The following is a 23,459-nucleotide window of genomic DNA, read 5'->3' on the forward strand; positions in this document are numbered from 1 at the left end:
AACTCATTAAGTAGTGACATTCAGTAGTGAGTAGTAAAGCTGACTCAACGTCTTGATTTTCCCCCGTATCGCCTCTAATGGGGCGTTACCAAACCCGAGGACTACTGACCCAAACTCTCGTTGTTTTTCTACTGGTTCGTAAAAGCGCATCGGTCTCACCACCATGCCTGCATCCTGCGCTTTCTCAGACAGCTCAACTTCATCAACGCCACTTTGCCACTCAACCGTTACATGCAAACCCGCACCTTGCGATACTACGTGCCAATCGCTGCCAAAAGACGCTTGAATGCTTTTTCTTATTAAGCGGTATTTCTGTTCATACAATCGGCGCATCTTACGAATATGCCTTACCAAGGCCCCCTCGTTAATAAAATCCGATAAAGCCGCTTGAACGAGAGCGGGCGTATCTCCAGACAGCGCATCTTTTATTTCCAAACACAATTGAACCATATGGGGAGGAACGACCATATAACCAATGCGCAGCGAGTTAAACATCACTTTGCTCATCGAGCCTATATAGATCATTTTGTCCGCATTGCCGCTCTCTGCGGCTAAGCCCTGCATACTGCGAAATGGACGACTATCAAACTGAAACTCACTGTCATAGTCATCTTCAATAATCCATGATTGATTGGTCTGCGCCCATTCTATGAGCTGCAAACGTTGCTCCGTTTGAATAGAACATCCCATCGGGTATTGATTACTCGGCGTTAAGTAAATACCTGTTGAATCACTGCTAAGCACACGTTGAATATCCAACCCTTTGCTTGCATCAACATCGACGTAGTCATAGCCGATGTTGAAGGTATCCAACACCTTAACGACCTGTCGATAGCCAGGAAACTCCACCAAAAAGCCTCGATGAGGTTTAAGTTTTTGGGTTGCTAATAGTGCTATCGCAATGGACTGCTGCGCACCCGACGTAACTATGATTTGATTCGGGTGGCAAACAACACTTCGACTTCCTGTTAGGTAGCGATGGAGTGCTTCCCTTAGCGTCACTAGCCCCTGTAAATCTTGGTTTCCAAGTAACGCACTACGACTGCTATGACGTTGCAACAACCGATTCCAAGCACTCATTGGGAATGAGGCAAGTTCAGCAACGCCAGGTGCAAACAGCCCGTTGTTTGGCGTATTGTCGTCTCCGGGCTCTGAGGATGGCACTACCTGCTCCGTTGTCAGGTATTGCTCCGGGAGCGACACTGCGACATAGAAACCACTGCTTGGTTTCGCTATTAAATACCCCTCCGCAACAAGCTGCTCGTAGGTTTGAATCACAGTGTTGCGACTGAGCTTAAGCTGACTAGCCAACGTGCGAGTAGAAGGCAGCTTTGCACCGGAAGCCCAAAACCCTTTTAAGATGCGCGTTCGTATTTGCTCAAAAAGGATTTGCTGAAGCGTTGTACCACTAGAGGTCATAGACGACAACTCTAGCGTCAACTCACTGGAATCAATAGCACTCAAACTGGATCCACCATTTATCATATTTTGGACCTAAACAGAGTACCAAAATATTCTTAATCTGGCTGTAAAGGATTAAGGAGGAGAGATTACATGCTGTCACAAACACAACGAACCCAAATCAAAAAAGGGGCTCACAAAGCCGTGCTAGAGGAGCAAGCTCTTTACGATATTATCGATGAGTCGCTTATCGCGCACATAGCCATAAACCAAGACGACGGTCCAATCATCATTCCGATGCTGGCTTGGCGTGTAGATGACAGAGTTTACGTTCACGGAGCGAAGAACAGCCGTCTCATTCGAGCGCTAAAATCTGGTCAGAAAACGTGTCTCACCTTTACATTATTTGACGGTTGGGTGTTAGCAAGGTCAGCGTTTCACCATAGTGCTCATTATCGAAGTGCCGTTGTGTTTGGGAAATTTGAGATCATAGATGACAACCAAGAAAAAGATCGAGTACTAAACTTCTTTATCGAACATATTGCTCCGGGCAGAACCGAGCAAGTAAGACTGAGTAATCAAGAAGAACTCACGGCCACAGACGTGCTTGCTATTGAGCTCACCGAGGCTTCTGTGAAAATTGGACGTCACGGCGTCAATGACGACAAAGAAGATCTTGATGTCCCTGTCTGGGCTGGCATTTTGCCCTATCGAACGGTAGTTGGACCGTTAGAGCCATGTGATGATCTCGCCGAGTGTATCGACACTCCGGATTATTCGAGCGCTTATGGAGACAGGTGGATTGGTAAAGTAGACAACGAATGATGTCACTTTACCCTAATGTCATTTGCATTCTGAAGAGGTCGTCTAAAGCACGGGACGACCTACCTTCATACTTGTAGCCAGCGCCATGCCGCAATAGATAGAGCCGCCACCAGAATCAGTAAAAATACGCCAAGCTCGATAAGCCACTCTTTATCATTCCACCCCAAATACTCGATATCGTATTCATCGAGCTCAAAGCTGAAGTCTTCAAATTCATCTAATTGTTGCATAGCTGCCTCCCTTAAATCGGATTCCATGCTATGCGGTAAGATAACTCTATAAAATCAAATAATTTCTACGCTCAGTTTAGAAAAAGTGAACGCTCAACAAGAGACAGGGAATTTACGACTCAGCACAAATTGTTGCAAAATTCTTGTTGTTGCACGCTAAATTATTGACGCTGAACACATCAGGAATATACATAAATGCTAATGTGGACGGGTTCCAATTACATTGCAGAGCCATTTATAAGATATGCAGCAAGCTATTAAAAAATCAGAAAAAATTGCAAGTTTCGAGCTAGCTCGAGTGATCGCTTTAGTGGCTATTATTTCTATTCACTGTCAGTTGTTTATGGGCTACGGCTACATTGATGAAGAGCCCTGGTTAAACTTTGTCACCAACCAAGCCGCACGATTCGCTGTGCCGCTATTTTTCCTTATTGCCGGCTATCTCATTTATCCAAAACTGAATACTGCTCCGTACAAAACGGCGAAAGACTACTGCATACCGCTGATGGTAATTTGGTTAGTTTGGAGCATCATCCACCTCCTACTGCCGTTTAACTTAGGTGTTGTTGCAGAGCAAGGTTATCTAGTGGAGCGACAAGGGTACTGGCAATATCTAATGCAAGCGCCTCTAAACTCCTTGTTTGAAGGTGGATTAGTTCATCTGTGGTTTATTCCATCCTTAGCTATAGCAATCTTAATGATTGCTTGGTTTATCGACAATAAATGTCGCAGACTGATCATTCCTTTTGCCGCCATTATTTATGTGTACGGACTTATCGCAGGAAGCTATGGCGTGATAACTGAGGTAGCAACGCCAATTTTTACCAGAAATGGTCCTTTCTTTAGCTTCTTGATGGTCGCCATTGGATTCGAAGCCCGCCGTAATAATTGGTCTATGTCCGCAACAATCGCCCTTCTAGTTGCTGCTGCAGGTATGTTGCTGCATTTTGCAGAAGCTTATTATCTGCATGGTAAGGGGCAAATATTTAATATGAATGATTTTCTATTGGGTACTGCGATTTGGGCGACAGGTTTGTTCTTTTTCTTACTCGCTAAGCCACAACTCGGCAATCAGCCAATATGGCTAAAGCTCGGGCAGTGGGTGTTACCGATCTATGTGGTGCATCTGTTGATCGTCATCTATATGAATAATTTAGTTGCCATACTCGAGCTACAAACAGTCTCAGCCGACCTTGTCATCTTCTTTGGTACCTTAGTTGGCTCGGTCATCTTGATGTTCATCATCGAGAAAACCCCTATTTCGTTTGCCAAACTGCGCAGTATTAAGCTGAAAGGAAAACCCGTGGCAAACTGTCCATCTGCGAAGTAATTCCTCTCTGACTAAGCGCCATGTTACTTGTAGAGAGGCGAGATACCTGATAGAAAGGTGCCGATTACAAGCATCAGGTACAACCATGAATAACGCCTCTCCACTTGAACAACTCCTTAACTCTCGCCGCTCAGTTCGCAAATACGATGCTGAAGCGGCGTTTGACCATAATGCCGTACAGCGAGCACTTGAACACGCAACGCTTAGCCCTAACAGCAGCAATATGCAGATGTGGGCGTTTCATCGTGTCATCAGTGAAGATAAACGTCAGAAGCTTGCCGACATTTGTATGGGGCAAAATGCGGCGAAGACCGCTAATGAGCTGGTCGTCGTAACCGTGACTCCAAACAAATGGAAACAACGCGCCGCTATGAACGCCGACATCGTTCGAGCAAACTTTGCTGGCCGCGAAGATGAAACATCAAAGCGTGCATTTAAGTACTACGACAAGCTGATCCCTATGGTCTACAACAATGACGCATGGGGTATTCGAGGCATGGTAAGAAAGCTCTACAGCTTTTGGTTAGGGCGCAACAAACCTATGGTGCGCGAAGTCAGCAAGCAAGATGTGCGCGTGTGTCTCCACAAAAGCGCAGCACTAGCGTCTATGACCTTTATGCTTTCTATGCGAGAACAAGGCTATGACACATGCCCAATGGAAGGATTTGATTCCATGCGAGCAAAAGCATTACTTGGTATCGCAGATCATGATGAGATCACGATGATCATCAGTTGCGGCGTGCGAACTGAAGAAGGTATCTACGGGGAGCGTCATCGTGTGCCTAATGAAGAAGTGATTATTTCTCATTAAGTTAACAACTTGATTGTCATTCCTGTGCAGACAGGAATCTACTTGAAGCTTGGTGCGCGCTACGAGAAGATCCCTGCCTGCGTAGGCACACGGCTAGTGGGATGACGACTATTTTATGTACTGTGAACCTACTGCAACCGTCATTCCTGTGTAGACAGGAATCTACTGGAGGCTTGGTGTGCGCTGTGATTAGATCCCTGCCTGCGCAGGGATGACGACTGTTTTAAGTACTGTGAACCTACTGCGACCGTCATTCCTGCGCAGACAGGAATCTACTTGAGGCGGTATTAACCGGGCTCATAGGTAACACTTCAAACCGGGCACATGGGTAGCAGGTCAAATTGACAACATTCTAGGATGTATTTACCTTCTTAGCTCGCCAAATTGGTGCTCTACATGTAATAGCAACAGCCTATCAATACCATTACCACAATCGATTATTCCTTTCACAACAGTCACCGTATACTGATTCCAACAAAACAAGATTTCACTCTTCCTAGAGGACAGTATTATGACAAGCACTAACCTAATCGGCCTTGATAAAAACGCATCTCAGTCAATCGCAGTTGAGCTAAACCAATTACTTGCGAATTACCAGGTGTTGTACATGAATACTCGTGGTTACCACTGGAACATTAAAGGTGAACAGTTCTTTGAACTCCATGTAAAATTTGAAGAAATCTACACCGATCTCCAGACCAAAATTGATGAATTAGCGGAGCGTATTCTGACCATTGGTCATACTCCAGATCATTCGTTCAGTCGCTACCTTGAACAAAGCCAAATTGAAGAACACCAAAATGCTTTCCGAGGCAAAGAATGTGTCACTGGGTTGGTAAACGGCTTCTCAGTGCTGATTCATCGTCAACGCGAAATCCTAGATCAAGCCGCAGAAGCGAGTGATGAAGGTACCGCCGCACTGATGGGTGACTATATTCGCGAACAAGAAAAGCTGCTTTGGATGCTCAATGCTTATCTAAACTAATCAATAAAATACAAGTCCAAAAGAGGTACTTAACGCACCTCTTTTTTACATTCTGGTTTTAATCAACGACCAAGCACTCGCTATTTCAATTGGGTTCCCACGTAAGCTATATTGCTCGAAAAAGCATAGTTCCCGTCTGGCCACTTCACTGCCGGATAGTGATAACGCTTCGACTCGAAGATTTCCACTAGTCCCGGCAACATGTGCTGTAACTCTTTGCGCGTTTTGACACGCATCTCATCGCTTTCAAGATCAGCTTTGGAACCCAGATACGCTGCTGTTCCCAAATAGAAGAACTCTATGGTTTTACACGCATCATCACAGGTAGGATCGTCATACTTATACAGCCCTTGTTGCTCCGCTAACTGCCACTGTTTATAGATCTCACTACGTTGCGTTTTATTGTCACCAAACACCGTCGGCAAATATGATTGCCATCCAGCATTGACGATGAGGTGATGAATCTCCTCTTGAGAAGCATCTCGTTGACGGTGTGGGTTCGTTTCATTAGCGGCTAGATCCTGGCCAACCATATAATCAAAATAAGGCTCAAGTTTATCTAACGCCTGGTCGCTGAATCCTTCGCTGCTCATCAACAAAGTCGCATGATTGCCCTGCAGTGGAACAATCAATCTTGGCTCATCAACCACGCCATCTTGATTATTATCAAGCCATTGCGCCGTCACGTTGGCAGCATGTTTTAATTTGTTATCTGACACACGTTGAGTGGCACAGATTGTCACTGCATCAAAGACCTTTGCCTTCTTAGTAAAAAAATCACCCGGACAACCTGCCGCCGGCGCTTCCGCAGTAGAAAACTCCCCTGCACCAACCAAACTACTCAGTAAAGCGAGCGCACCAAGACTGTATTTCATCCCTGTTCCCTTATATCTATCGCGCGAGTTGTTTACATGTTAATCAATGAGCGCGGAATTACTGTATTAAGAGGTCAGTAAATGTAAGGCTAAGAAACTTCAGATTCAGGAGTGAATTCTTGCGAGACGAACTCGATAAACTTACTAAGTCGTTGCGAGCGATTAACGATGGGCGGATACAGCAAGTAAAAGTCATTCGACGTTGATATATGATCTGATAGCACGCTGACTAATTTACCACTGTCCACTTCTTTGCGAACAAAGTAGTCCGGTGTGTAGATGATGCCTCTGGCTTCAAGAGCCTGCGTTTTTAGGATCAAATTATCGTTATTCTTAAGCCAACCACGAATTGGGTAGTCACCGTCTGCAAATGACCAGGTCGCATCATCACTATTATTCATGCAATCATGTTCAACCAACTGTTTTGGATGTGTAGGCACACTCTTTTGCGAAAAATAGTCGGGAGAGCCCGTCACTGCATGACTATAAGAAAAGAGCTTTTTAGCAATCATGTTCTCAGGTGGATTTCGCGTTGCTCGAAAAGCGAAATCAAAATTGTCTCTAACCAGATTAAAGCTTCGATAGCTGCATTCAACGTCAAACTGTATGCCTGGGTGTTTATGACTGAATCGGCGGCATAAATCTAACAATACCCCTTGAGTAAACTGCATAGGTGCAGTAATTCGAATCGTCCCCTCAAGGCACTGATTTTCGTATTCGGCTTTACGTTCAAGATCCACCAGCGTCTGTGAGATAGACTCCATCCCAGCCGCCACTCTCTCACCCTGAGGTGTTAATCGAATGCTTCGTGTAGAACGAATCATCAAGCTGTAGCCCAGCTCTTTTTCAAGCTGTTTGATTTGTGTCGAGAGATAGCCACGCGAGATATCTAGCGCATCAGCTGCCTTAGTAAAACTGAGCTGTTTCGCTACTTCCGCAAATAACATCAGCCTTTCTATTTTCTTATGCTGCATTCACTTTACCTAACTCTGATCTCGAACATTTGATTGTTTGTTATATCAAATAATGATTTTTATTGGCTATATTTTTCTTACCAATTTCTTCAGGCATTCTAGTGTCAGTCAAAATAATATGGAGTCGCGAGATGTCTTCTCAAAATGTGAACAAAGGAAACCACTCTCAACTTATTTACGGTTGCATGGGGCTCGGTGGTGGATGGGATGATAGTCCTATCACCGCTCAACACATTCAACAAGCCCATCAAGTTATTGATACTGCGATTGAATCTGGAATTACCGTGTTCGATCATGCAGACATCTATACACGCGGCAAAGCGGAAAAAGTATTTGGAATTGCGCTAAAAGATCGCCCAGAGTTAGCCGATCAACTCACCATTCAGTCAAAGTGCGGTATTCGCTTCGCCGATGAAACCGGCCCAGGTCGATACGACTTTTCGAAAACGCATATTCTCAACATGGTTGATGGCATTCTTGAGCGTTTAGGAATTGAACAAATTGATACACTACTCCTTCACCGTCCAGACCCACTGATGGTGCCAGAGGAAGTGGCAGAAGCGGTCGAGACGTTGCAAAAATCAGGTAAGATCCGTCAGTTGGGCGTGTCCAACATGAACTTGCACCAGATGGCGCTGCTTCAATCGGCGCTATCTACGCCTATCGTTTGCAATCAGTTAGAGATGAGTCTTACGAAACTAGACTGGCTTGAAGAGGGAATCACCTCACATGCAAGCTCAACACTTGGCACTGTAGAGTATTGCCGTAGCAACAACATTGAACTGCAGGCATGGGGTAGCCTAAGCCAAGGTTTGTTCACGGGGCGCGATGTCAGTAACCAGCCAGAGGCAGTGAAAAACACCGCCGCTACCGTCGCTGAGCTAGCCGCCAAATATCAAGTCTCTACAGAAGCTATCGTCTTAGGATGGCTGTTGCGCCACCCTGCGAAGATTGCACCTGTAATTGGTACAACTAACCCTGACCGTATCCGAGCTTGTGCTCAGGCTAAGTCTTTCGAACTCACTCGTGAAGACTGGTATTCACTATTTGTCGCTGCTCGCGGCCAGCAAATGCCATAGGAAGGACAAATCATGACATTAGACCAAGCACAAAAGATACTGACCTTTGTTCAAGCGTACGCGAACGAAAACAACCTGCACCTCGCCGCAGCGGTGACCGACAGTCACGGAGAACTCATCTCGTTCTTTAAGATGGATAATTGCAGTTTACAATCTGGCGTATTAGCCCCTAACAAAGCCTATACCGCCGCACGAGAACGCCAACCAAGTGGCAATCTCGGCAAATGGGCTCAAGAAACCGGAAAAGATATGGGCTACTGGGCGGATGCAAAATTCACAGGGCTTGGTGGCGGTGTCCCTATAGTAGTGGATGGTAAAGTCATTGGTGCGGTCGGCGTAAGTGGTATGAGCGAAGCCGAGGATGAAGCTTTAGCGAAACAGGCGATATCCCATGTAATGTCTTAGATAAGATGGGCCGATATCACACCCAAATAAGAAGTCGAAGCAATATGTTCCGACTTCTTATTCGGCTTTGTTCCATCTTAAATGAGAGAACTGATGGCTAAACTAGTTTCGCTCTTAAAGGTCTCCAAATTGATACTCTACCGTCGCACTATAGGTCGTGACATCGTTAAGGCGAATAAAATAACGCGACACTTTTGCACCGAGCATAACATTTGAAGATAACTTTCCCTTTAGCGCGAAAGCAATGTAAGGATCAATACCATCTTCGGTCGATTCAATTTTTTGCCCTTGATAATCACTTTCAAATTCCGTTCGCCAAGCGAGTACTCCGCCGATGCCATTAAGCGACACCTTGTCGTTTTCCCACAAAGTATAATCAACATCCAATCCAATACCGTGCCCAAGTACTGGCGTCACTTTGGCAACTGTGCGGTGATAATCCTCTGGAGATTGACCAACGTCAGCTGCTAATTCGGCACTCCCTTTGCCGAGGTTGATATAGTTAACTGACACAGCCCAATCTTGGTTATATCGATACCCCACTCCAAGTAACCAAGCCGTATCGCGGTCTTCGATACTTAGCACCTGCGCATTGTTGTCATAGTTTCGATCGTCCGCTCTTGCTTGACCGATGTCCGCTTTAAGAAACCAATTTGCGTTGACATTAAATGCTGCTAACAGGGCTAGAAAGGCGAGACTTGCACGCACTTGACCAGCACGAATTGTACCAAATACTGCCAATATCATCACAAGCCATCCTCCAAAAGAGCCACCACTCGAGCTATTTCTCACCACATCGTTACTAGCAAGATTCACGTTCACCGATACTTTTGAGAATGCGGTTCCACCATTGCCATCGGAAATGCCATAGCTCAACGTATCGACACCAAAAAAGTCTGCGGGCGCTTGATAGACGAGTTGGTTATTCTCAATCGATACGTGACCAAGTTGACTGCTAGCACTCGTAACCTGTAGCGAATCGCCATCACTATCATCGTCGTTCGCCAATACGTTGATCGTCACCGTACCACCTTTAATCACGTTAACTTCATCTGACTCTGCTTGCGGTAGCGTGTTCGATGAAGTCGTTGCAACGCCACCAGGGTCAACGATTCTGCCATTAGCTTCGCCATCGTCATCATAAATGCCGCCATCTTTAATGGTTAGTTGCACACACCAATGGCCTTCAACCAACTGACCTTGCTGCCATGACGCATCACCAGGAGGTGGACAATAACCTTCAAATCCAGGTGCTGATGAGACGTAGTTGTCTGGGTCAGTGCCATCGTTTGTTAACGTTATCCATCCGTTGGTTTCGCTGTATTTGCGATAGACCGCATTACGAGGAATCGGTCTACTTTGCGGTAACACTAGAGAATAGCTCTGCCCAGGGATAGGAAGTCCAATCGCAACATAGTCAAAAAGACCACCAACATTTGTTGCATCATCATCTAAAGGCAACTCCTGCTCGAGCAGCAGTGCTCCTCCAGTCACTCCATTGGCAACCGTCACCCCCTTACGCAAACAGACACCAGGTTCACCCTCTACCAAATAGCTGCTCGACTCCGACGCATAAGACTGAATGACGTTACATTCGGCTATCGCATCTTGGAAATCTGGAATGCCATCGCCATCACTGTCACTGTACCCCTCTTGGTTATCTGGAATGAGATCGCCATCGGTATCCTGTTCCCCGAGAGTAGCAAGTTCAGTCACAACTTCTAAGAACACGCTAGTGTTCACCGTTTCATTGCCTGAATCGGTCACTTCAATAGCAAGCTCATAGACGCCATCAACCAGAGCCGCTGGATCAAACTCAAATACTGACGCTGTTTGGCTGATGTTTGCCAATGCTGAATTGTCATTGATCCAACGATATTGGTGGCTATCGCCTGGATTGACGTCATCTACAACGGCAGTCACGGTTACTGTGCCTTGTTGCGGAGAAATAACCGTTCTAGGTTCACTATTTTGAACGACTTGCAAGGTGACATCAGGTGCCACATTCACCTCATAAACGGTGAGTACATATTGGGATTTGCTACCAAGATTGAGAGCATCAGATAAGGTGATAACCAAGGTCTCTTCGCTATCTGCAACATCGTCATTGAAGATCTCAAAGTCAATGACACCCTCAAGGCCTGAAGAGATGACAACTTCCCCAGAAACTAGGTCGTGATCTTGCGTATCCATCGTGCCGCTTACCGTGTACGGGATAAGCACCGGGTAACTGCTAGGCTCGCCATTGAGATAAACCGCGATCTGATGCTCAGTTCCTTCGACGGTTTTACCATCTTTCTCAACTGAGATTAGTGGGTTAACCGTAATCGTCTGCAGTGATTTACCTGTATTGCCACTTTGATCTGTTGCAGCCCAGGATACTTTGTGAACACCGGGTTTGAAGAAGCCGTCGCTGTTTTCAATGACCACAGGGAGTGGCTGCCCTGAACTATCAAGCGCTGTTGCTACCCCAAGGTCGACTTTAGTAAATAGTGCCGTGGCATTAATCTCAACATCATCGGGCGCTGTGACGGTTAGACCTTCATTCGCGACAATTTCTAGCACAGCCTCACCAATAACTTCAGCACCGTTACCATCTATGACACCATACTTTATGGTGACTATCCCAACATCAGCAGTCTGAAGCTCAATACTGTCACCGTTAACGGCTAATGTTCCCGTGTCTGCATTCGCCCAAGCGAGCGTTAATGTGTCATCATCATGATCCACATCGTTGGCCAGTGGAGCAAAGTTATAAATACCTTGTGGTGTCGCAGAGAATGTTAAGGTCTCACCAGCAACAACAGGGGCATCATTCACACTGATAACCTGGACGTTAATAGTTCTATCTACTGTATAACCGCTGTCATCGGTCAAAGTGATCGTAAAGCTGTCACTGCCGTTATAGTTGCTGGTTGGCGTGTAGACGATATCCGTGCCATTGATGACTATCTGACCATGACTTGGCGCGGATTTCTCAGTTGCCGTGACCGTATCACCATCCTCATCGCTAAAGTTGAAACTCAACTTTTGATTGTTGTCTTCGTCTGTGGTCAAGGTTGAGGCGATCGTAATGCTCGGCTCGTCATTGACGCTGGAGACGGTGACGTTGATGGTTTTGTCTACCGTGTAGCCGTTGCCATCGGTCAGAGTAATGGTGAAGCTGTCGCTGCCGTTATAGTTGGCGGTTGGCGTGTAGACGATGTCCTTGCCATTAATGGCTATCTGACCATGACTTGGAGCAGACTTCTCCGTTGCCGTAACCGTATCGCCATCCACATCGCTAAAGTTGAAACTCAACGTTTGGTTGTTGTCTTCATCCGTGGTCAAGGTCGAGGCGATCGTAATGCTAGGCTCGTCATTGACGCTGGAGACGGTGACGTTGATGGTTTTGTCTACCGTGTAGCCGTTGCCATCGGTCAAAGTAATGGTGAAGCTGTCACTGCCGTTGTAGTTCGCGGTTGGCGAGTAGACGATGTCCGTGCCACTGATGGCTATCTCACCATGACTCGGCACCGATTTCTCCGTTGCCGTGACCGTATCGCCATCCACATCGCTAAAGTTGAAACTCAACGTTTGGTTGTTGTCTTCGTCCGTGGTCAGAGTCGACGCGATCGTGATGCTCGGCTCATCATTGACACTAGAGACGGTGACGTTGATGGTTTTGTCTATCGTGTAGCCACTACCATCGGTCAGAGTAATAGTGAAGCTATCACTGCCGTTATAGTTCGCGGTTGGCGTGTAGACGATGTCCGTGCCACTGATGGCTATCTCACCATGACTCGGCGCCGATTTCTCGGTTGCGGTGACCGTATCGCCATCCACATCGCTAAAGTTGAAACTCAACGTTTGGTTGTTGTCTTCATCCGTGGTCAAGGTCGAGGCGATCGTAATGCTTGGCTCATCATTGACGCTGGAGACGGTGACGTTGATGGTTTTGTCCCCCGTGTAGCCGTTACCATCGGTCAGAGTAATGGTGAAGCTGTCACTGCCGTTATAGTTCGCGGTTGGCGTGTAGACGATGTCAGTGCCATTAATGGCTATCTCACCATGACTCGGCGCAGATTTCTTCGTTGCCGTGACCGTATCGCCATCCGCATCGCTAAAGTTGAAACTCAACGTTTGGTTGTTGTCTTCATCAGTAGTCAAGGTCGACGCTATCGTGATGCTCGGCTCATCATTGACGCTAGAGACGGTGACGCTGATGGTCTTGTCGACGCTATAACCGTTACCATCGGTCAGAGTAATGGTGAAGCTGTCACTGCCGTTATAGTTAGCGGTTGGTGTGTAAACGATGTCTGTGCCATTAATGGCTATTTCACCATGACTTGGCGCCGATTTCTCTGTCGCTGTCACCGTATTGCCATCCACATCGCTAAAGTTGAAACTCAACGTTTGGTTGTTGTCTTCGTCAGTCGACAACTGACTTCCAATGGTAATGGATGGGTCATCATTAACACCCACTAATGGCAACGTAGACGTTAGGTTTAAAGACGAATTGCTGTTTAGGTTGTCTCCATCACTGCTACCGCTATCCACCAGCACTGTGATCGATATACTACGAGAACCTGTGACAATGTTTTCAGCCGTGTTCTTATAGGTGATCCCATCGATAAGGGTTTGGTAGTTGGACGTGGTATCCTGCTTGGACACACTTACAGCAAATACGCCGCTAGAGACCAAAGAAACTTGATAAACGAAACTGTTTGCAGAAGTGGTGCCATTTGCTCCATCAGTTAAACTCACCTCGCTTCCATCAATGACCAAATACTCACTTCCACTATTAGCAACGCCACTGACCTGCCAAGTGATAGATTCTATTAACTGTGAAGCTTCTACTGTATCGACTGCAGCGGAAGAGAAAACGCTCACCGGTGAGCCATTTTCTGTAAATGTTTGGTTAAGAGCGGAAGCGTTTAGCGTCGGCGCATCATCAACAGCGCTAACCGATACCGTAGAAGCAATCGCAAGGGTATCGTTGAGGTTGTCATTGTCTCCACTATTCGAGCCACTATCCGTCACTTCAGTTAAGGTCACAACCCGACTGCCTTCGGTAGGATCGTCGCCTTTGTGAATGTAACCGATGTAATTGAGTAATTGCTGCGCCAACTGAGCAGTGCCGGTGACGTTAGATAACACCACCGTTGCCACATTACCTGACACCGAAACCGAATAATCAATAAGGTTTGTCGGAGTCGTCCCAGATGTACCTTGAACTAACGTAATTTCTGTTGCATCGACGACCAAGGCCTCTTGGCTGCCATCTTGTACGCCATTGATTGTGAAAATCGCACCGGTAATAGTCTGCGAACTCTCCACGGTATTAACCGAAGCAGAAGAATACACATAGCTCGTGGCAGCTCCCTCGGTATAGGTTGGGCTCAACCCATTTGCGCTAACGATTGGTTCATCATCCACTCCAGTAACCGAGACCGTCGAAGATATAGTGGTATTAGCGACCGTATTGACCGAACCAGTTTCACTAATGCTAGTTATGGTAACAACACGGTTGCTTGCTGTTGTTGGATCATCACTGTTATTTTGATAGCTTATCGCGTCGATAACTGACTGCATCTGAACTTCTGTTAATGTGCCGCCAGTGAATATGACCGTTGCTGTTGTGCCCGCAACGGACACTGAATAATCAAAGCTTGATGTACTGCCAGACTGCCCAGTCATCAAAGTGATGGAAGAGCCATCGACACTGAGTTTCTCATTAGCCGCATCCGCAACATTGGTGACGGTAATCACTAAACCCGCTAACGTTTGGCTCGCCTCGACAGTGCTGACTGCAGCACTAGAGAACAGCACTGCAGTCGAGCCTCCCTCGACAAAGGTTGGAGAACTGCCTGTGGCTGAGAGTGTTGGCACATCGTTGACCGCGGTGATGGACGTTGTTACTTGAACAGCACTGCTGTTTTCTATTCCGTCATTGAACACAAAGCTCAACGATGCTGTACTAGCAGGATCATCGCTCGTATTCTCGTAGGTAATATTCTGAAGCACCGAGTTAACTAAAGTCGTGGTCGCGTTCGAATTGAAGGTGATCGTTAATGTACCCGCACTATTGGTGGTAACCGTTCCAACCACGGTGCCGTTATAGGTGACACTTCCCGATTCAACCAAAGCACTCAAAGAACCACTGCTTCCAAAAACATCACCACTTTGCGCGCCACCAGCGCGAGCAATCGTGATACTGGCGCCATCGTAGTTACCTTGCGCACCATTTAGGGCATCCAACTCGGTATCTGATACCGTAACGTCATTGTCGATAACGACCGCATTGCCTCCTTCAGAAAACAGCGGTGTCGCATCAAGCCCAGCAATGACTGCCTGATCATTTTGGTTAATGGTTACCGTTTGACTGGCAATAGCCCCAATTGTCGCAGCCCCTGCAACCACGGAGTTCATACCAAGGATAATGGTTTCAGCGTCATCGTCATCGCCATCGCTACTGCCGGTCACTGTAAATGTATTTGCGGCATCACCTGTCACAATCGTGATCTGATTCGAGCCATCGAGCCCACTGATTGAGTAATCACTCCCTGTTACAGCGGTTCCTGACAACGCCATTTCCACTGTAATGTTTTCATCTGCGCTGTATGCATTGCCATTACCATCAATCAAAGACACGGTATAAGCCGTTGAACCACTGTTCTCCGCGATATTTGAGTCCGCTACCGTTAATTTGAGTTCCGGCTGTACCGCAAAGTTATAGGTGGTGTAATCGGCTATTCCTGCAAACACATTACCTGACGGATCTTGTAACGTCGTAGAATCGACTGTTATTGCGTAGCGGTTGCCTAAAGGGAAGTCTGAAGATGGGTTGATGGTTAGCTTATCCCCACTTAACGTCGCCGCTCCTGAAGAAGAGCCAGTCGCCGCAGTGGTCGAGCTCGCGGTATATGTTTCAAGCACAGCACCATTAGTCAGGTCATAGATAGCAAACGTTTTTCCGCTGACCAGCTCGACGTTTTCACTAAAGTCCAATACCAGGTTACTGTTTGAAGCTATGCCAAAGGCATTGTCTGTAGGAACAGAATCCGCACTTGAGAAGGTAGGAGGCGTTTTGTCCAAGGTGAGAGACAGTGAGTTATCGGTATTCGCGTTACCCACAGCGTCGGTTGCGCTGACAGTGATGGCAAACGTGCCCTCTTGCATGTTTCCTGCCGCATCAAGTGCAGGAGTTTGAAAACTATAAGTATTGTCGTTGTTGTCCGTTAAGGCTTGAGTCGCACTAAAGTCAGTATCTAGCACAGATAAATCTGCAGTGACATTTAGCCCTGTTTCACCAAGATCTACAGTTATGGTTACTGTTTCCCCTGCCTTATAGTTGCTATCGCTTGAATCCGACACCGATATAAATGAAGGAGCGCCATTATCTAGGGTGTAAGACTCGACAGCACCGGTTGGTGTGGTTGAAGAGAGACTATTGCCGCTGCTATCTTGTAAATTGTTACCAGCAGCAATGCTCAAAGCGACACCACCACTATATCCAGCAAGATCCCCTCCTGAAACTGTGATGTCCACAGAAGAACCAGAGGCGGCCGATACGGATGTTACCGTTGCCGTGGTGCCCGATACCTCAAAATCATCCGTGGAAATGTTCAATACGGATTTGGAAAAACTGACCGTCCAGACTAGCGTATCACTGTTTGTATCGGCGTCGGCCGGCGTCTTGCGAACTATCGTTGCTACATCGGGTGCAATTCTGTCTACGGTATGTGTTGTGCCGCTAGTGTATGCAGCGACATAACCGTTATTGCTATTACCATTACCACTATCATCGGTAATGTTAGTTGACGACTTGAGATCCAATCTAAGCGTACCCTGTCCCGATATATTATTCACGGTAACATCAATGGTGGAACCCGAAGATGAAGAGGTTGAGCTGATGGAGCCGTCGGCAGAGCCTGTACTCGTCAAACTAAAATCATCTGCTGATACCCCATTGACACTTTCGTCAAAAATCACTGAAAACACTATGGATTCAGCGCTAGGAGAGGGGCTATTCTTTGGTGCTATTGAGTTTACTACTGCTGGGGTGGTATCACTTGAAGGAGGATTACAGTATTGACTACCAGACGCATTGTTAGACCCACTCCATACACAAATCCCCCCTCCCGCGGTTGTTGTATTACAAGAGGATTTATAGGATGCTCCACAGCTTCCCAAAGCTAAACTTACCCCTGGCGTTTTCCCCACAACAGCCATACTGCCCGGCATCACCTCAGAGCTTAGCTTCGATAACAACACATCCCCCACGACCCGCTCACTGCGTGTCATTTTGGTCAACGCGCTTCGACTCTGCTTGATATCATTAATGAACTGACCAATGCCATGTTTTGCATCACTACTCGAGCTGGTGTTGCGCTGATCGGGCTTGGCATTCCCGCCACCAAACGCATTGAATACCATCGTAGAATCTAGATTAGCCTCTGTGGATTGAATCCAAACATTTTGAGGACGTTGTTTACTGCTTGTGAGATTGCGCTTAGCACTACTTCGGTGACTTGACACTGCACATCCATTCAGCCCACCGAGCATCAGCGCTGCTGGCACTAGCACATTTTTCGCAATTTTAGATGTTTTGATAACGTTGTCGTCGCGTTCATTCTTGTCGTGTTTCATTGAGCCCATTCCATAGGTTCTGGTTATCAATCGCACACAAAAGCAACTCGTAGTAGTGCAATTAGTTTCAATAAACTATAGTAGTAGGTAATTCATAGAACTCACCGAAATGTTTTTATACTGCATCACATGTCATAAAAAGTTAGGAAAACGCTTTGCTACGAATATGGATTGTTTTGCTGCTGATCTTGGGATCAACAGCTGTAAAATCTCAGTCGTGTTTTGAAACCACAGGCCTTATAGAAACTAACAATGGGAAGGTTGTCGCAGCCTTAAAAACAAGCTGGGATGGGATGGTTCCACTTGCCAGCATCAGCACCAATGAAAAGCTAGTTGGAGAGTTTTTGGCATGCATTGATCATAAGTTTATTATCAATACCGAAAATAGGTCTTCGGGTTCGATAGCACAATCCGTATCGGAAGTTTTTGGGTCTTCAGAACAATACGCTCTGACACGCCTATATCATGCCGAAACGTTTGATTTATGGGAAATATCTTTCCCAGACCTTAAGCCTGAGAGTTGGCGTTGGTTATCAAACTACAAAAAACTACAACATGTCTTTGCCCCGAAAAATGTTGTTCCAAATATCGCCTTTGTTAAGAAGTTAAGTGCAGATGGCGAAAAATCATCGACAAAGCGCAATTCAACATCTAGGCGTCCATTAAGTCACTATTTTAGTGAGCTTTGGAAAAGCAGCACGGGAGAAGGCGTTAAAGTTGCCGTAATCGACGATGGATTTAACCTCGCCCATCCAAGTTTAAGGCTACAACGACCGCAAATACCGTCACACAAGTCATCAAACGAGAACCATCACGGAACGCTCGTGGCAACCAGTTTGTTCGCTTTACATCAAGCTCAGTATCAATTTGGGATTGCCCCGGATGCTCAGTTTGTGCCACTTCCACTTACCCAAACCTACACCAGTGATCTGATTGAACTGTTCGCTACAGCAAAGTCTAAGCACGTCGATGTCATCAATCTAAGTTGGGTCTTGCCGCTGATCACGCAGCCACTAACACATGTAATAGAGGATCTCTCCATTCATGGTAGGCAAAACAAGGGGATCATTATTGTCGCGGCGGCTGGCAATGCATTGCCCGAGTTTAAAGGGGTGCTATCACTTGCGGGCATTGAGTCGATTATTGCTGTCAACGGTATTAGAGCGAGAAACAGTAAGCCAATGATGGCTAAAGGCGATTATATAGATATAGGTGCACCTTCCTCATTTCTCACTAACCACCCAGCCAACGTGAACTCAACCATCAAATTCAGTGGATCGTCTGCCGCTACTGCATTCGTGAGCGGGCTCGCTGCACTGGCTTTAGCTCGCTGCCCATCACTCACCAATGATGAATTCCAAGCGCACTTATATAAAACGGCCGCAAAAGTCGATCCTGCCTATCTGCAGCATGTTGGCGCTGGTGAAGTTGATATCCAGCGATTTTGGCAACGGCTCGAATACCATTGCAAGGCCTAAAGTTCATCACCTAATTTATACAATGGAATAAATAACATGGAAGAAAACCCCCTCGCTACGCAGTTGCACGAAGAGACCGAAGAAACTCAGAACATTGCTGACTTTAGCTGTGAGTCGAGTGAATCCTTTGGCTATTTGCTCTCAAAACTCGGCCTAACTCTCATGCTGACATCTTATCAGGCTAACCGATTGATACTCGTTAACGCTGATGACGATGAGCTGTATATCAGTGTAAAGGCTTTTCCTAGACCGATGGGGCTAGCCGTTGACCAACAAAGGATCGTACTCGGTGTTCACTCCCAAGTTTTTGACTTTCAGCGCTGTGACGCCGTTGCTCCTTCTTTGGAGCCTAAAGGACTAGTTAAACACTGCTTTTCTCCCAGTAGCAGTCACTTTACAGGCATGATTAATATCCATGATATCGCTTGGGGCGATGACGGGTTATGGGCTGTCAATTCCAACTTTTCATGTCTATGCCTGATTCAAAGTGGCAATAGTTTTATTCCTAAATGGAAACCTTGGTTTATCAGCGAGCTAGTTCCTGAAGATCGCTGTCACTTAAATGGAATGGCGCTTAGAGATGGCGCACCTGCCTACGTGACATGCTTTAGCGATAGCAATGAAAATAAAAACTGGAGAAATAGAGTCGCCCATCGAGGGTTGCTTGTTGATGTTAATCACAACGAAATACTCGCCAACAACCTCTATATGCCTCATAGTCCCCGATACTATCGGGATAAGCTCTATTTTTGTAATTCCGGTTACGGACAGTTATGCAGCTATGATTTTGCGTCGGGACAAGTTGTCGTTGAACTTGAGCTGCCTGGTTTTACTCGCGGCATCGGGTTTCATCAGAATTTGATGTTTGTTGGACTCAGTCAATCAAGAGAATCCAAGAATAACCAGCCGCCTCCAATTGCTGAAAGCCAGACCTATTGTGGGGTCTACGTTATTGATCTTGATGATATGGAAATTGTTGCCAACCTTCATTTCTCTGGAGATATGGTTCAAATCTACGATGTTGCCGTCATCGACTTACCTTTTACCGAGGTACTCCAAGTCGATGAGGAGATAGTTTCAAGGGTGTTCAATTTCCCCGCGATATAACCACGTGATTCAATTTCTGGTAGGGTAGATACCGCTAAGACATATTGAAAAGTTGAGCGCAAGCGTGGGTTGGGTGACGGAGAAATCTTGGCCAGCTCCTGAAGCACCGATAGCCGTTGACCCCATGCTTAGCTCTCCTTCAATATCAGGCGTATCAATATATGACGATGTCGACGTCCCTCTAGGCGACACTAAAGTCTTGCTGCCGTCAGGCGAGTCATCGGTATTCTCTGCGGTGGCCATACCCGCCATCAGTTGATGATTGTGAGGAGGTAAATGGGATGAGTCTAAAATTTGTGTGTCAGTTCCGTAGAGACCGCCCAGTTGAAAATAAGAAAGACCCGGCCCCTGACCAAAATGAACCGGGCTCCGCATGCTTAAATCTGGCAAGCCCATCGAAACCCTAGCATCACCACCATAAATATCTCCAATTAGACTGAACAACTCCGTATTCTGACTAATCGAAACTATTTGACCTCGACATAGTGACCAAAACCTAGGGGCAAAATCAAAAGAAAACATCGTTATCTGTCCTGTAAACGCATTCATTATTCAGCTCCTAGTTTCTTGATGGGTAAATGCCCTGAATCGCTATCAAAAAATTCAGTACCGTTGTTGGTTGAGAAATTGAAAAATCGTTACTTGCCCCAGTATCCCCGATACTATTGGCATTCATGTTATTGGTGCCGGTTAGCTGGTTGGAAAATTGCTTCAGTTTTCCAACTAAATTATTAGCTGGAGCATTGGTTGTCGGTGCGCTGTTTTGAACATTAAAAGGATGATTATGACTTGGCGTGGTCGCTTCAGTCAGGACCTGCGACTGAACACCGAGCAACTGTCCTTGTATACGATGGGTCAGTCCTGGCCCCTGCCCTTGGTTAACCTGAACTCGGCCTCTTAACTCTGGTAAACCAAAGCTTACCCTTCCATCCCCGCCATACGTAGTTCCTAGCAAGCTATAGAGTGATTCATTCTGTGAAATACTAATTAGGCTCCCATTGCACATTGAATAATTGACCATGGCAAAGTTGCCACCAAAGGCAATCACTTCTCCCTGAAATGACGTCGTCATAAAACCTCCTAAATAAGACTTATACAGATATCTAGTTGCGAGAAGGGAACAATCCATCTATCGCAATAATAAAGCGCATCACGGCAGTTGGTTGGATAATAGAAAGCGGCAGTCCATTACCATAGCTAGTAACAGAATTCGCGTTCAAGCTCACTTGATTGTTAGTATTTGTCGAATACAGTCCCTCTTCTGTCGTGGACTGACTAACAGCAAACATGTTGCTTTCTTTTTTGCGCACGGGAGATTTTTCGTCCGCTGCCTCTGCACTTGCATTGAGTGTATGATGATGAGGTGGCAAATTAGCTTGGCCCAGCGTCACTTGCTCAACACCTTGAAGGGCGCCAATACTTGCTGCAACGTCGGTGCCTGTTCTTCCAAATGCAGTAATTTTCTCCCTTTGACCGAAGCCAACGGGGGCTCGTCCTCTCAAATCTGGAAGCTGAAAATTCGACACGCCATTCCCACCAAACTTGTTTCCAACCAGCGCGTACAATGAAGCGTTTTGCGAAATTTCAACGACAGCTCCCTCACAATCAGACCAGTCTTGGGGCGCAAAGCTGAACGCTACTTGGCGAATTTCCCCTAAAAAATAATCACTCATATTACTTTCCTTATCATCTATTAGACCGATGGTTGATTACGAGTTCTAGAAACACAGATTTGGTATTGATCGATTGCATTGGGTGAAATATAAAGCGTTTCACTACCAAATTTGGGATGTTGAAATGTATAGTTATCCGCAGGGCAATGCTCCTCTGCTACACCATCTAAATCGACATTGAACGAGTCAAAACGCTTACCATGTGACTGACCGCGCTCGACATTTACGATGGTCAACTCAGTCAAATGCGCATTACCATCAGCGCTTAATACCTGTACTTTTTCGCCAATAAGCGTCTTTAGAACACTGAACTCAAATTTACTTTTCATCCGCCACCTCCTTTACTGTGATACCGATGAACGCCACTCAAAAATCGACTTTGTTCCACTGGGATACCACCTCATCTCTTCATAAGGAGGTCGACTAGCTTCGACGACAAATCCCAACGAGTGATATAAACGCTTTGCCATTACGTTGCTTTGTAGTACACAAAGGCTCATAGGTACGCCAGATTGAGCAGCGGCCTGCTGCAACGATTGCAGTACGATTTTTCCAAAGCCAAGACCTCTAGCTTTGGGGATAAATGCTAAATCGATAAGGTGTGCTTCATTGTGACCAAAATCGACAGTTGCCTTGCCGATTGGCTCATGGTGCTTCTCAACGACAAAGTACATTGCATTTGGAAACTGCTCCCCATAGCCTTTTTGCTGAGCGTGAAGCTGCATTTCTACAATCGACTCAATAAAGTCCTGCTCACCGTCTATCCACTGCAAATCAGCACGTTGAGCGTGATGAAGTCTTTCCAAAAAAGGGGCATCACTTTGTTTTGCAGGCCTAACCCTCAGCCCTTCTGGAATGTTGATTCCTATCATGTTTATTACTCTCCATGTTTTCTTGATATATATCCTTTCATAACATCTCTAACGAAAAATCATTTTGGTTAACTCTTCGGTGGCTTCGCAGTCGATAACCAAATTAATCCGTTCATCGGTGCCATCATTGAACACCTCGTGTAATTCGCTGGCGTCGATGTACCAGAGCTGTCCCAGTTCCATCGGCACCCGGTAATTGGCCACCTGAAACGTGACATCATTTGAAAAGATGATCGGAAGATGTAAGCGAGCATAGCCATGCTCAAGGGATAGGCCATTATCTCGATGAGGTAAGATGCGCGAACCTGAATGTAATCTCATTAAACGAACAGAATGAATCGGGGCGCATAGTGCATCCAGTAGCGCTTTCGTCGCCGCTAAGCGATTCAAACAGTCAAGATTCTGCCAATCCTGGCAATTTTCAATGGCGAAGCTTTGCAACACTTCATGGCTATTGGTATGTATTCGAGGGACACGTAATGGCAAGACATCCCAACTGCCCTTATAAGCTTTATTGTTGACATGTGGAGTCCAGTCTAAGCACAACAGAGAAAGGCATTCTTCGATTATTTTTTCAGCGTTATAACCAACGCATACTGGAGAAAACAGCACTTTATCCATCAGACAGTCCCCCCCAAAAAGTGGCTAGTAGCAAATGCAGTGTCAGGTCTTTACTGAAAAAGAAAATACGAGTTGAATTAAAATTAGTTGCATATTGGTAAATGTCGAGTTCGATCCACTAACCTGTGACCACATTCTGAATCTGTCCGCCAATCTGAGTAT

19 protein-coding genes are annotated in these 23,459 nt (G+C 46.1%); 8 read left to right on the top strand and 11 right to left on the bottom strand.

The features are described 5' to 3' along the window. Positions 1 to 6 precede the first annotated feature (6 nt). Complete coding sequence (gene pdxR, locus AC6I8Y_RS21985; RefSeq protein ID WP_498021687.1) at positions 7 to 1,464, bottom strand: MocR-like pyridoxine biosynthesis transcription factor PdxR; 1,458 nt, start codon at positions 1,462 to 1,464, stop codon at positions 7 to 9. A gap of 90 nt (positions 1,465 to 1,554) precedes the next feature. Between pdxR and AC6I8Y_RS21990 the strand changes: the two genes are divergently transcribed. Continuing rightward, the gene (locus AC6I8Y_RS21990; protein WP_498021689.1) at positions 1,555 to 2,226 is read left to right on the top strand and encodes a pyridoxamine 5'-phosphate oxidase family protein; all 672 of its coding nucleotides are present in this window, start codon (positions 1,555 to 1,557) and stop codon (positions 2,224 to 2,226) included. A gap of 65 nt (positions 2,227 to 2,291) precedes the next feature. Here the strand turns inward: AC6I8Y_RS21990 and AC6I8Y_RS21995 are convergent, their stop codons facing one another. Next, positions 2,292 to 2,456: a hypothetical protein gene (locus AC6I8Y_RS21995; RefSeq protein WP_498021690.1), complete on the bottom strand. Its 165-nt coding sequence runs from the start codon at positions 2,454 to 2,456 to the stop codon at positions 2,292 to 2,294. 256 nt (positions 2,457 to 2,712) lie between these two features. Between AC6I8Y_RS21995 and AC6I8Y_RS22000 the strand changes: the two genes are divergently transcribed. The 3 genes from AC6I8Y_RS22000 to AC6I8Y_RS22010 all read left to right on the top strand — a co-directional run bounded on the left by AC6I8Y_RS22000 (position 2,713) and on the right by AC6I8Y_RS22010 (position 5,582). After that, positions 2,713 to 3,786: an acyltransferase gene (locus tag AC6I8Y_RS22000; protein WP_498023079.1), complete on the top strand. Its 1,074-nt coding sequence runs from the start codon at positions 2,713 to 2,715 to the stop codon at positions 3,784 to 3,786. A gap of 85 nt (positions 3,787 to 3,871) precedes the next feature. Next, positions 3,872 to 4,597: a nitroreductase family protein gene (locus tag AC6I8Y_RS22005; RefSeq protein WP_498021691.1), complete on the top strand. Its 726-nt coding sequence runs from the start codon at positions 3,872 to 3,874 to the stop codon at positions 4,595 to 4,597. A 511-nt stretch (positions 4,598 to 5,108) separates the two neighbouring features. Continuing rightward, entirely contained in the window at positions 5,109 to 5,582 is a 474-nt protein-coding gene (locus tag AC6I8Y_RS22010; RefSeq protein ID WP_042469695.1) for a Dps family protein, read from the top strand. Positions 5,583 to 5,662: 80 nt separating this feature from the next. Here AC6I8Y_RS22010 and AC6I8Y_RS22015 read toward each other — a convergent pair whose 3' ends face one another. Together AC6I8Y_RS22015 and AC6I8Y_RS22020 are read right to left on the bottom strand one after the other, a co-directional pair. Then, complete coding sequence (locus AC6I8Y_RS22015; RefSeq protein ID WP_498021692.1) at positions 5,663 to 6,457, bottom strand: hypothetical protein; 795 nt, start codon at positions 6,455 to 6,457, stop codon at positions 5,663 to 5,665. 89 nt (positions 6,458 to 6,546) lie between these two features. Beyond that, positions 6,547 to 7,431, bottom strand: coding sequence for a LysR family transcriptional regulator (locus AC6I8Y_RS22020; RefSeq protein ID WP_498021694.1), 885 nt, complete (start codon positions 7,429 to 7,431; stop codon positions 6,547 to 6,549). Between the two features lie 131 nt (positions 7,432 to 7,562). Here AC6I8Y_RS22020 and AC6I8Y_RS22025 point away from each other — a divergent pair, with 131 nt between their 5' ends. Both AC6I8Y_RS22025 and AC6I8Y_RS22030 read left to right on the top strand, forming a co-directional pair. Then, on the top strand, positions 7,563 to 8,510 hold the full coding sequence (locus tag AC6I8Y_RS22025) for an aldo/keto reductase (protein ID WP_498021696.1): 948 nt from the start codon (positions 7,563 to 7,565) through the stop codon (positions 8,508 to 8,510). Positions 8,511 to 8,522: 12 nt separating this feature from the next. Then, complete coding sequence (locus AC6I8Y_RS22030; protein WP_498021697.1) at positions 8,523 to 8,915, top strand: GlcG/HbpS family heme-binding protein; 393 nt, start codon at positions 8,523 to 8,525, stop codon at positions 8,913 to 8,915. Positions 8,916 to 9,029: 114 nt separating this feature from the next. Here the strand turns inward: AC6I8Y_RS22030 and AC6I8Y_RS22035 are convergent, their stop codons facing one another. Continuing rightward, positions 9,030 to 17,546, bottom strand: coding sequence for a tandem-95 repeat protein (locus AC6I8Y_RS22035; RefSeq protein WP_498021698.1), 8,517 nt, complete (start codon positions 17,544 to 17,546; stop codon positions 9,030 to 9,032). 155 nt (positions 17,547 to 17,701) lie between these two features. Between AC6I8Y_RS22035 and AC6I8Y_RS22040 the strand changes: the two genes are divergently transcribed. Beyond that, complete coding sequence (locus AC6I8Y_RS22040) at positions 17,702 to 19,024, top strand: S8 family peptidase (protein WP_498021699.1); 1,323 nt, start codon at positions 17,702 to 17,704, stop codon at positions 19,022 to 19,024. Between the two features lie 36 nt (positions 19,025 to 19,060). Beyond that, on the top strand, positions 19,061 to 20,131 hold the full coding sequence (locus AC6I8Y_RS22045) for a TIGR03032 family protein (protein WP_394149470.1): 1,071 nt from the start codon (positions 19,061 to 19,063) through the stop codon (positions 20,129 to 20,131). Between the two features lie 9 nt (positions 20,132 to 20,140). On the opposite strand, the gene AC6I8Y_RS22050 is transcribed toward AC6I8Y_RS22045, so the two are convergent. Genes AC6I8Y_RS22050 through AC6I8Y_RS22075 form a run of 6 tightly spaced genes read right to left on the bottom strand, consistent with a single transcriptional unit; the run spans position 20,141 to position 23,297 of the window. Continuing rightward, positions 20,141 to 20,680, bottom strand: coding sequence for a phage tail protein (locus AC6I8Y_RS22050; protein ID WP_394149471.1), 540 nt, complete (start codon positions 20,678 to 20,680; stop codon positions 20,141 to 20,143). A 10-nt stretch (positions 20,681 to 20,690) separates the two neighbouring features. Further along, entirely contained in the window at positions 20,691 to 21,203 is a 513-nt protein-coding gene (locus AC6I8Y_RS22055) for a phage tail protein (RefSeq protein ID WP_498021702.1), read from the bottom strand. Between the two features lie 31 nt (positions 21,204 to 21,234). Continuing rightward, the gene (locus tag AC6I8Y_RS22060; protein ID WP_394149474.1) at positions 21,235 to 21,804 is read right to left on the bottom strand and encodes a phage tail protein; all 570 of its coding nucleotides are present in this window, start codon (positions 21,802 to 21,804) and stop codon (positions 21,235 to 21,237) included. A gap of 20 nt (positions 21,805 to 21,824) precedes the next feature. Continuing rightward, complete coding sequence (locus AC6I8Y_RS22065; protein WP_394149476.1) at positions 21,825 to 22,133, bottom strand: DUF6916 family protein; 309 nt, start codon at positions 22,131 to 22,133, stop codon at positions 21,825 to 21,827. Between the two features lie 12 nt (positions 22,134 to 22,145). Continuing rightward, on the bottom strand, positions 22,146 to 22,676 hold the full coding sequence (locus tag AC6I8Y_RS22070) for a GNAT family N-acetyltransferase (protein ID WP_394149478.1): 531 nt from the start codon (positions 22,674 to 22,676) through the stop codon (positions 22,146 to 22,148). A 48-nt stretch (positions 22,677 to 22,724) separates the two neighbouring features. After that, entirely contained in the window at positions 22,725 to 23,297 is a 573-nt protein-coding gene (locus AC6I8Y_RS22075; protein WP_394149480.1) for an aspartyl/asparaginyl beta-hydroxylase domain-containing protein, read from the bottom strand. Between the last annotated feature and the right edge of the window lie 162 nt (positions 23,298 to 23,459).

It is taken from the genome of Vibrio sp. KUL78 (assembly GCF_059725505.1).